This is a genomic window from Desulforhabdus amnigena (assembly GCF_027925305.1).
Lineage (GTDB): Bacteria > Desulfobacterota > Syntrophobacteria > Syntrophobacterales > Syntrophobacteraceae > Desulforhabdus > Desulforhabdus amnigena.
Genome location: NZ_BSDR01000001.1, coordinates 4,526,009 through 4,536,740, shown reverse-complemented (window position 1 = coordinate 4,536,740; position 10,732 = coordinate 4,526,009). Strand labels below are relative to the sequence as shown.

At 57.2% G+C, this 10,732-nt stretch carries 6 protein-coding genes; 3 read left to right on the top strand and 3 right to left on the bottom strand.

Translation table 11 applies throughout. The features are described 5' to 3' along the window. Positions 1 to 90: 90 nt before the first annotated feature. The 3 genes from QMG16_RS19430 to QMG16_RS19420 form a co-directional block, all read right to left on the bottom strand. Positions 91 to 3,357: an efflux RND transporter permease subunit gene (locus tag QMG16_RS19430; RefSeq protein WP_281797007.1), complete on the bottom strand. Its 3,267-nt coding sequence runs from the start codon at positions 3,355 to 3,357 to the stop codon at positions 91 to 93. Further along, positions 3,354 to 4,667: an efflux RND transporter periplasmic adaptor subunit gene (locus tag QMG16_RS19425; protein ID WP_281797005.1), complete on the bottom strand. Its 1,314-nt coding sequence runs from the start codon at positions 4,665 to 4,667 to the stop codon at positions 3,354 to 3,356. Before QMG16_RS19425 ends, QMG16_RS19430 begins: the two co-directional genes overlap by 4 nt. Before the next feature lie 107 nt (positions 4,668 to 4,774). Further along, positions 4,775 to 6,292 carry a TolC family protein gene (locus QMG16_RS19420; protein ID WP_281797004.1) on the bottom strand — a complete coding sequence of 506 codons (1,518 nt, stop codon included), beginning with the start codon at positions 6,290 to 6,292 and terminating at the stop codon, positions 4,775 to 4,777. A gap of 176 nt (positions 6,293 to 6,468) precedes the next feature. On the opposite strand from QMG16_RS19420, the gene QMG16_RS19415 reads away from it, so the two are divergent. The 3 genes from QMG16_RS19415 (at position 6,469) to QMG16_RS19405 (ending at position 10,693) form a co-directional block, all read left to right on the top strand. Further along, the gene (locus QMG16_RS19415; protein WP_373878762.1) at positions 6,469 to 7,992 is read left to right on the top strand and encodes an SDR family oxidoreductase; all 1,524 of its coding nucleotides are present in this window, start codon (positions 6,469 to 6,471) and stop codon (positions 7,990 to 7,992) included. 145 nt (positions 7,993 to 8,137) lie between these two features. Beyond that, a complete protein-coding gene (locus tag QMG16_RS19410) occupies positions 8,138 to 8,524 on the top strand; it encodes a pyridoxamine 5'-phosphate oxidase family protein (protein WP_281797002.1) in 387 nt (128 codons plus the stop codon). A 345-nt stretch (positions 8,525 to 8,869) separates the two neighbouring features. Continuing rightward, positions 8,870 to 10,693 (top strand): diphosphate--fructose-6-phosphate 1-phosphotransferase, encoded by a 1,824-nt coding sequence (locus QMG16_RS19405; protein WP_281797001.1) that lies wholly within the window; start codon positions 8,870 to 8,872, stop codon positions 10,691 to 10,693. The last annotated feature ends 39 nt before the right edge of the window (positions 10,694 to 10,732 follow it).

The window sequence follows — 10,732 nt, the reverse complement described above, 5'->3', positions numbered from 1 at the left end:
TGGACTGACATAAAAATCTTGTCGTTGTTGGCGGCCCCTCAATCCACCCTTCAAAAAGGAGACTTTACTCCGGAAATGGCTTTCACCCTCTCATCGTTCTCCCGCCTCCTCTGCCGCATCCTTTCCGTAGGCCATGTAATAGACCACAGGCACAACGATGAGGGTAAAAAACGTGGATACGGCTATGCCGAAAATGAGGGCCCAGGCCAGCCCCGAAAAGATGGGATCGAGCGTAATGGGCCAGGCGGCGAGCATGGCGGCAAGTGAGGTGAGGAGGATAGGACGGGTTCTGAGGGCTCCCGCTTCGATGAGCGATCGGACCAGGGGCTTTCCTTCACTCTTGCGCGCTTCGACAAATTCTATGAGGAGAATGGAATTCCTCGTAGCGATACCCGCCAGCGCGATCATGCCGATCATTGCCGTAGCGGTGAAATAGACCGGATTTCCCCAACCTCCCACCGTATCCCCCGTGATCAGGTTGAGCATCCAAAACCCGGGCAGAATGCCGATGACCGAGAGGGGCAAAGCGATGAGCTGAATGGCCGGCAGCAGGTAACTCTGAGTCTGGTAGAGCAGAAGAATGTAAATCCCCAGTACGGCCACACCGAAGGCAATGCCCAGATCCCTGAAAACCCGGAGAGTGATGTCCCATTCCCCCTCGCCGGACCATATGACCCGGAACCCCTCGAGATTGCCATCCTTAGCCACCTTGTCTTCAAGGGTCAGAACCGCATCCGGGGGCGGGAGTCCTGCCGTCTCTCCAAAGACATAGACCACGGGCGTCAGGTTCTTGTGATAGATGGGCTGGTCGATGACCGCATCTTCGAAGGTCCCCAGTTCCGACAGGAACACTCCTTCACCGCTTTGCCCCCGGATCATGATCCGGTCAAGATCCGCATGAGAGGTCCGAGCCTCGCGGGGAAGGCGCAGGGTGATATGGACGGGATTCACTTCCGTATCCACGCGAAGAGAATCTTTTCGGCTCCCCATCACCATTCCCTGCAGAGTTTCCGCAATCTGGGCATCGCTTATGCCGTGGAAAGCGGCCTTCTTCCGGTCCACTCGAAACACTCTCTTTTTTTCGGGGGCGACCAGAACGTCATCCACATCCACCACCCCATGAGTGGTTTCCATGATGGCTCCGACTCTTTTTGCCGCCGCCGCCAGTTCTTCATAGGGCTGGCCGATATGCCCGTACACTTCGGCGACCAGGGTGGCGATGACAGGCGGCCCCGGCGGGCTTTCCACGATCTTGATATTGGCATCGTATCGCCGTGCGATCTCCTTGAGATCGTTTCGAATTCTCAAACCGATGGCATGGCTCTGCTGCTTGCGTTGCTTCTTGCCGATTAAATTGAAGCGGATATCGGCCACGTTGGCCCCTTCGCGCAGGTAATAGTGGCGCACCAGCCCGTTGAAATCCATGGGACTGGCCGTCCCCACCCAGGTGGTCACATCCGTCACTTCGGGCAGGCGCACCAGGTAATCGGCCATGGCGTAAGTGGCCGCCTCGGTGGTCTCCAGGGTTGTCCCCTCGGGCATGTCCACGACAACCTGAAGTTCGTTCTTGTTGTCGAAGGGCAGCATCTTGAGGGGAACCCGGTGCGAGAAAACCAGCCACACGGCAAAGGCGAGCAAAATCAGCACAAACCCGAGGAGCCCCCATCGCAGCCCCCTGTATTGAATCATGGGATCCATGATCTTCTTGTAGGCCCTGAAAAGCGCGCTCTCTTCGACCGTCTCCGGTTCACCGTGCGGCTTGTCGTAACTGCTTCGCAGCATGTGCAGCGAGAGCCAGGGGGTGATGGTAAAGGCCACCAGCAGGCTCATGAGCATGGCCACGGGAACGTTGAGGGCCATGGGGGCCATATAGGGGCCCATCATGCCCGTAATGAAAAACATGGGGAGAAAGGAAATGATCACCGCCAGGGTAGCCAGTATGATGGGAGGGCGCACTTCGTTGACGGCCTCGACCACGGCCCGGTATGGCGGGACCTTGCGCATGGCGAAATGACGGTGAATGTTTTCCACGTCCACGATGGGATCGTCCACCACGAGCCCCAGGGAGAGAATCAGGGCGAAAAGGGTCACCCGGTTGATGGTAAACCCCAGAAAGAGGTTGATGAGGAGGGTGAAACTGAAGGTCACCGGCACGGCGAGAGCGATGATGATTCCTTCCCGCCAGCCCAGGGTATAAGCCAGCAGCAAAACCACAATGGCAATGGCCACCAGCAACGCCTCCACCAGTTCGTTCACCTTGTGGTCGGCGGTTTCTCCGTAATCCCGCGTCACGCGCATGTGAACATCAGGGGGAAGAACCTCCCCGGCGAACCGTTCAGCCTCCTTTCGGACCTCCTCGGACACCCACACCGCGTTCGTTCCCTTGCGTTTTGCCACCGCAACGGTCACGGCGGGATAGTCCCGGTACCGCTCGATGTGTTCAGGGAATGCGTCCTCTCCTTTCGCGGCCGGATCGATATCCGAATAGGCCTTTTCTCCCAAGGCGATGCGGGTGTAGGTCCGGGCCTCCGCGGGACCGTCCTGGATGGCGGCCACTTCCCTGAGCAGGACGGGCCGCATTTCCCGCACTCCCACTATGAGGTTTCCCACGTCCTCCGCACTCGTGAGAAAACGCCCGGCATCGAGCCGGATTTCCTCATCGTCACGCACCAGGTTCCCCGCGGGCAGGGTGGCATTTGCCGCCTGGAGCACTCGCTGAATATCCTGAAGGGAGACCCCCCGCCCCGCCATGAGCTGGGAGGAAAGATGAACGGTGATTTCCCGGGGTCTTCCGCCCACCACATAGGTGCGCCCTGCGTTTTTGACTCCCTGCAACCGGATCTCCAGTTCCTCGGCCATGCGGCGGAGGGCATAATCGTCGTAGCGGTCGCTGTAGAGGGTAAGGTTTGTGATGGGAACATCGTCGATTTCAACGGGCTTGACCACCCAACCGGCAACCCCGGGCGGCACCTGGTCGATGTTGCCCTGGATCTTGTTATGGAGCTTCACCCAGCTTCTTTCTCGGTCCTCCCCCACATAAAAACGCACGGTCACGATGGCCTGGGAAGGAAAGCTCGTCGAGTAGACATATTCCACGCCATCGATCTGGTAAAGGAGCTTTTCCAGCCGCGTCGCCACCTGGCGTTCCACTTCCCGGGCGGAAGCTCCCGGCATGCTGATGAGAACGTCCGCGATAGGAACAACGATCTGGGGGTCCTCCTCCCTGGGAGTTATGGCAAGAGCGGCCACACCCGCTATGAGGCTGATGAGGATGAGCAGGACCGAAAGATTGCCTCCCAGAAAAGCCTCGACGATGCGGTTCATCCAGTGGTGGGAAGAGGCGTGCGTTTCACTCATGGGACGATGACCTCCTCATTTTCCTTCAGCCCCGAGAGGACTTCCACGACTCCCTCGTGACGCCGGCCCAGCGTCACGAACCGCCTCTGCGCATACCCTTCGGAATCCACCACTTCCACCAGGACCAGCTGCCCCACCTCGCGAACGGCTTCCATGGGAACCACCAGGCTTTCGTATCTTCCGTAAGGCACCCGGAGCCGGCCGAAGAGTCCATTCACGAGACCGGGATCGTCGGGAAGGCTCACTTTCACCAGGACCGTGCGCGTGGAAGGATCGGACATGGGTACGATCTCGCGAAGATTCCCCTGGAACGTCCGCTTCAGGGCATCCACATGCACCTCCATTGCTTCCCCCACCTTCAACTGGGGAAGAAGAGATTCGGAGAGATTCGCATGGATCTCGGGCCGGGATTCTCCCTCCACGATGAAAAGCGTCTGGCCGGGAGAAGCCATATCCCCGACATCCACCGTTTTTTTGATGACTTTGCCCGTAAAGGGAGCTCGAATGAGAGTGTAGCCGAGCAAAACGCGGGCCTCCGCCGCGGCGGCCTCGGCCTGCTTTTTCCGGGCCTCCGTGCCTTCTATTTCCCCCTGGGCCGCCCGCACTTCCTGTTCATGAGCCTGAAGCTGCGCTTCGGCCATATCCTTTTGGGCTTTGGCATGGTCCAATTGCTGCCCGGTGGCCGCCTGATTGCGGTAGAGGTCCTGATACCGTTTGAAATCCGCCAGCACATTGTCCCTGTTGGCCTGTGCCGAATTCACCTGGGCCCGGGCTGCCGTCAGTTTCGATTTGCCCACCTCCATCGCTTTTTCCATGGCCGCTATCTGGGCCTCCGCCTGACGCAGACGGGCCAGGATTTCGCCATCGTCCAACCGCGCCAGGACCGTGCCCGACCCGCTATCCGCGGCCCCCCCCTTCGAAGACTGCAACGCCGCTTTGGAGATTGTTTTATCCGCCGTCTTCTTGCCGCCGGAGACACTCCCCCCGGCATCGGACCCCACCACCACATCGCCTTCACGAACCAGGATTTCTTTCACCTGCGCCATGATGCGGCTGGAAACCTGCGCCAACGTGTGGGCTCTGACCGTGCCGACCTGGTCGATAATGAGAGGGAAATCCCGCTTCCGGACTTTTTCCGTCTTCCATGCGCCGGGCTGAGGCTTCGCCGCCGGAGCGCCGGGCTCCACCTTGTCGATAAAGGCTCCAGCCAGCCACATCATCATGAGAACCAGGAGCAACAAGACTCCCAATCCCTTCGCGGTCTCTCGCAAAATCTTTCGCTTGTCTTGGCTTTGAGATGTTTCCGTCATTCCACGCCTCCCGGGGATTGTGGTCAGTGGCGGTTGATCGTTGGTGGGCAGTCGGCAGTGAGTGCATTCGACGACGATTCAAGGGAAAATTCCGAGCGAGATCACCTCTACTGCAGATGGTCCGCGAAATCCCCTAAAGACTCTCTCAAGAGGGCCTGCGCGATCCTTCCATCGAAAAGAGCGGCGGTATACGCAACTTCCGCCTGGTTCCAGGCGACTTCGGCCTGCAGAAGCGCATCCACGGAAGCCACCTCGTTGCGGTAAAGATGCCGGACTTCCTCCAATGATTTCTGAGCCCAGCGCCTTCTTTCCTCAGCCACTTTTATCTTTTCGGTCGATTCCTGCACCGCGAGGGCAGCCTGCTGAACCTCCAGGGCGATGTCGAGAGCAACCTGCTGCCCCCGCGCTTCCATTTCCTTGACGCGCGATTCGGCCTCACGCATTTTGGCCAGAGTGAAGCCCCCCTCGAAAAGCGGCCAGGAAGCCTGAAGCCCTATGAACCAGCTCTCGGCGCTCTCGTCCAATTCTTCGGAATCCCATTGATAGTTGACGTTGGCAGCGATTTTGGGAAGGAAACCTCCTCGAGCCGAATTCACCCGATCCCGGGAAGCCTTGATGAGGGAACGAACGGCAGCCATTTCGGGGCGCTTGTCCAGGGCCTGCTTCACCAGTGCAGGGGTATCTTCGGAAACGGTTGTGGGCGGCTCGGAAGCAACGGAAGCGGCACCGTTGGGAACCTCCTCCACTCCTATGGGACGGGCGATGAGGCGTTCGAGCCCCGCCTGCAGCCTGCGAAGCCCCGTCTTTGCCGTGACGAGATTGCTCTCGGCCTCAGTCGTCCGCACCTTGAGGCGCATGAATTCACTGGGCAGCGCCATCTCGGCCTGCACGCGCGCCGCCCCTACCTCCTCATCGGTCCTGGCCGATTCGAGAGCTTTTTCAGCGACCTCCACAAACCCAAAGGACTGCAGCCAGCGATAATAGGTTTCCGACACCTTGGCCACCAAGTGATTGCGGGCTGCGAGCAGTTCCGCATCGATGGATTTTTTCTGTCCCAATGCCGCATTGCGGTCGTACCAGCGGCTGCCTCCCTGAAACAGGAGCCATTCCCCCTGCACTTTCGATGAAAAGTTCTGCTGCCGGCCGGGTTCGTTGAAGTTCACATCGGTTTGGAGGCGCCTCTGATTGATGATGTCCATGAGGGCAAACACGGGATTGTCCGTCGCGTTGAAATCTTCGGCAAGAATCAGACGGGGGTAAAATGAGGCTTCGGCCTGGCGCACCTGCTGTTCCGAGGCATCCAGCCGTTCCCGAATCTGTTCCAGTTCGGGGCTGGCCCTCAGGGCTTCTTCTATGGCCCGATCCAGGGTCAGGAGCCCTTGACGGGCGGGTTCAACGGGAGGAGCGGACGGAGTGGATTGTTCCGGGACTTCCACGGAAGAGGGGGCTGCGGGCAAAACGGTTGATGCATTCGAACCGTCAAAGGGAACACTCTTTTCAGGAGCATGAGCGCATCCCAACAGCAATATTCCCGCCAGGAGCAAGCAGGCCCACGGGAATTTCGATTTTTGGATTCCGAAGATTCGAGACAACCGGTATCGCATGTTGAACCTCCCAATGGGCACTCACTCCTTACATTTCGGACAACGGAGGTTTGAGCAAAGTAACCGTTCCCAGTACAATCATCCATTTTTATCTAAAGAATTACCAATATACCTTGCCTTGCCTTTCACATCTTTAATGTTGCATTTATACTGATCTATCCTTAGGTTTGCAAGTAATCAAGAAAGGACTCTGTATGATGAATGCAAAACCTGTACTGATTCTCGGAGCAACCGGATATATCGGAGGCCGCCTGGTGCCCAGGCTTTTGGAGGCGGGGTACAGAGTGAGGGTGATGGCGCGATCCCTTGCCAAGTTGCAGTGCCGCCCGTGGGGTGGGCATCCCCTGCTGGAAATGGTGGAGGGTGATGCGCTGGATCCGGCGGCTCTCAAAAAAGCCTGCGAGGGATGCGGAGTCGCATTTTACCTGATCCATTCCATGATCTCGGCTGAAGGAAAGTTCGCGCATGCCGACAGGGAATCGGCTCAAAACATGGTCGCAGCGGCAGCCGAAGCTGGACTGGAACGCATCATTTACCTGGGAGCTCTCGGAAACCCCGACGACCCAAAGCTGAGCAAACACATACGGTCGCGCCACGAAGTGGGGAAAATCTTTGAATCGGGACCGGTTCCCGCCACCGTTCTTCGAGCCGCCATGATTCTCGGCTCCGGCAGCGCATCCTTCGAGATGCTCAGATATCTCGTCGACCGCCTTCCGGTGATGCTCACACCTGCGTGGGTGAGAACCCCCGTTCAGCCCATCGGCATAGGAAATGTCCTGGAATATCTCCAGGGATGCCTGGAAAACGAGGAAACCGTTGGAAAGAGCTTCGATATCGGAGGTCCCGAGATCCTGACCTACGAACAGCTCATCCACATTTATGCCGAAGTGGCGGGCCTGCCGCGCCGCAGGATCATTCCCATCCCGGTTTTGTCGCCCTACCTGAGCGCCCTTTGGATTCATATCATCACTCCCGTTCCCGCTTCCATCGCTCAGCCCCTGGCCGAAGGGCTCGCCAACGAGGTCGTGTGCCAGGAAAATCGCATACGATCCATCATCCCGATCAAACTCAAGGACTGCAGGGAAACCATCCGGCTGGCGTTGGAAAAGACTCGGCAGCAGCGCGTGGAAACGTGTTGGACCGATGCGGGAGCCTTGCTCCCGCCGGAATGGACTTATTGCGGCGATGCGCAATATGCCGGGGGAACGATCCTGGAATGCGGCCATCGGATTCGTCTGCAGGCCTCTGCGGAGGAGATCTGGGAGCATGTCGTCCGGATCGGTGGAGAGACCGGATGGTATTTCGGGGACCTGCTCTGGAAAGTGAGGGGGACCCTGGATCGCTTGATGGGAGGCACCGGATTGCGGCGCGGAAGGCGCCATCCCAGTCAACTCTATACGGGCGACGCCCTGGATTTCTGGCGCGTCCTGGAAGTGGATGCCCCCCACAGGCTGCTTCTGCTGGCTGAAATGAAAACTCCGGGAGAAGCCATCCTGGAATTCAAGCTCACTCCCATGGGTGAAAACCAGACGGAACTCCAACAGCTGTCGCGTTTCCTCCCCAGAGGGCTTTTGGGAATCCTGTACTGGTATATACTTTATCCTTTTCATGTCTGGATATTCGGCGGTATGCTGCGCACCCTTTCGAAAAACATTGGAAAACCCATACTGAAAGGACCCGAGCGCTTCACGCCGAAACTGAAAACCACATGCAGGATCTGATGCCGAAGGCAGGTCTGTTCGAGAACGCTCCCGATTTTTCACGGCGCCGATGAATAGGGAGACGAGAATATCCGGGGGGATGATCTTATCTTCAGGTTAACGACCATGCACATTCGGAATTCACATAATGAACGGAGGCATCTCGATGAAAATCAGCGAATATTTCAAGAATGTGAAAGGAAGAGGCGTTCTGGCCACAGCCGATGCGGAGGGCAGAGTGGATGGAGCAATCTACGCGTCGCCCCATATCATGGATGAGGAAACGGTGGCATTCATCATGCGGGACCGGTTGACTCACAGCAACATTCAGTCAAATCCTCATGCGGCTTATATTTTTTCGGAAGACGGCCCGGCTTATAAGGGCATGAGACTCTTTCTCACCAAAATACGCGAAGAACAGGACACGGAACTTCTTTTCTCTTTGCGTCGAAGAGACTATAGAGAAACGGATAAGGACCGGGGCCCCCTTTTCCTGGTCTTCTTCAAGGTCGACAAGGTCCTACCCCTCATCGGGGCGGGAGACGAGGAATAAAAATACCTTTACTCCGGGAAGAGAGGGCAATAAGAACCTATCCAAAAACCTACCTCGGCAGCGGACACCCCCTTTAATTCCCCCCTCGAGGGGGGACCAAGGGGGGTGTCGCAAAGTCCACAGGGGGTTTCCGGATAGGTTCTAAGAAGTCGTCAAACGATAACCTATGGTTTTATGGATTGGGTCTTCAGAACAAACAAGTTGTTCCTTGACAATTCTTCAATCGACTGAACTCACCGCATTGCCGGGAGGAAATGTGAGGCGCGTGAATACGCCGCACAGCCGGCACGAAGCGACGCGGTGAGTTCAGTCGAATTTTTCGGTCATTGCAGGAGGGGTGTAAAGATGACGAGGCAGGATATCGGCGCAACGAACCTGGCGGCATTCGTCGCTAAAACAGAGGGGAGGCATTCTTTGTTCGAAGAGGCCATAAGGGACTTACCCATTCCCGTCTGTTCGGTTTTTCTCGATAAAGACGGCAATATCGGACCGGCTTCATTTGTAGAGACTCAAACCGCTTTCACCTGCCAGGAGCACGGCCGCATCCAGGAAGTGTTCCCCAGGACCATAGCCAAAAGCAGGAACATCATCCTCGAGGCGAAGCCGGATGCAAAACCGCCCAGGGCGGCGGGCAAGCGGGTGGCGGTGCTCTTTTCGGGAGGACCCGCGGCGGGAGGGCACAATGTCTTGGCCGGCCTCAAGGCGGTTCTCGGAAACGAAAACACTCTGCTCGGCATCAGGAAGGGGCCCAAAGGCCTCATCAACGGGGATGTTTTCGAGATCAAAAATTCCGATATCCAGGCCATTATCAATACCGGCGGTTTCAATTTTCTCGGCACGGACCGAACAAAGATCAAGACTCCGGAGCAGTTTGAAAGAGTCAAGGAAACGGTTTTGAAGAATCGGCTGGATGGGTTGATCATCGTCGGTGGCGATGACTCCAACACCAACGCGGCCTTCATTGCCGAATACCTGGAAGAGCAGGGAATCACCTGCAGCGTCATCGGCATTCCCAAGACCATCGACGGGGATATGGCCGCAGGCAACTATCTTCCCATTTCCTTCGGCTACGACACGGCCACCAAAGTCTATTCCGAACTGACGGGCAATCTTGCCCAGGATGCAGCCTCCGCCGTGAAATACTACCACTTTGTCAAGCTCATGGGGCGTACCGCCAGTAAGATCACCCTGGAAGTCGCCCTGCAGACCAAGCCGGCCATTGCACTCATCTCGGAGGAAATCGCAGAAAAGAACATGTCCCTCGAAGCCATCGTGGATGAAATCGTCCGCATCATCGTTCTTCGACGCCTCAAGGGCATCAATCACGGCCTGGTCCTGGTCCCCGAGGGGCTCATCGAATTCATCCCCGAAATGCGGACCCTGATTCAGGAACTCAACAAGATCCTGGCGGAATACGAACGGGACATCAAGGATCTCCCCACTCTCAAGAACAAGCAGGAATTCATTTATCCCCACCTCTCGCCCCAGTCCGCTCAGCTCATGGCTTCCCTGCCCGACGAAATCGAGGAAATGCTCATCCTGGACCGGGACGAGCACGGCAACGTCAAGGTCTCGCAGATCGAAACGGAGAAGCTTCTCATCGAGAAGATTCGATACAAGATGTCGGAAATCAAACGCCACACGGAAAGATACTTCGGCGACCAGGAGGGAAAGATTCCTGCCACGGAAGACCAGATCGAAAAATTCAAGGCGGCGACTTTTTCCACCCAGTCGCACTTTCTCGGTTATGAAGGCCGAAGCGGCAAGCCCACTCTTTTTGATGCAGCCTTCACCTTTGCCCTGGGCCTGACCGCAGGATCTCTTGTTTTGGCCGGGAAGACGGGTTATATGGCCGCGGTGACCGATTTTGACAAGGGCGGGAGAGTGCTGGCTCTTCCTCTCACCGGGTTGATCGCCTGTGAGATGCGCAAAGGCAAGGAGGAGATGGTCATCAATAAATCCCTGGTGGAGACTTCTTCCCCGGCTTTCAAGGTCTTCGCTGAAAACCGCGAGAAATGGGCGACCGACGATTTCTTCAGCAGTCCCGGTCCCATCCAGCATTGGGGGCCGGCAAGCAAGCAGCTGCCGATGACCGTGGCTCTAAACCAGGGATACGCGGATTACAGAACTTTCGACCTGGGTGAAGAACGGAAAATCCGGTTCGATTGATCTGCGGAACGGCCTCAACGAGTCATGAAAGTGCGGGTC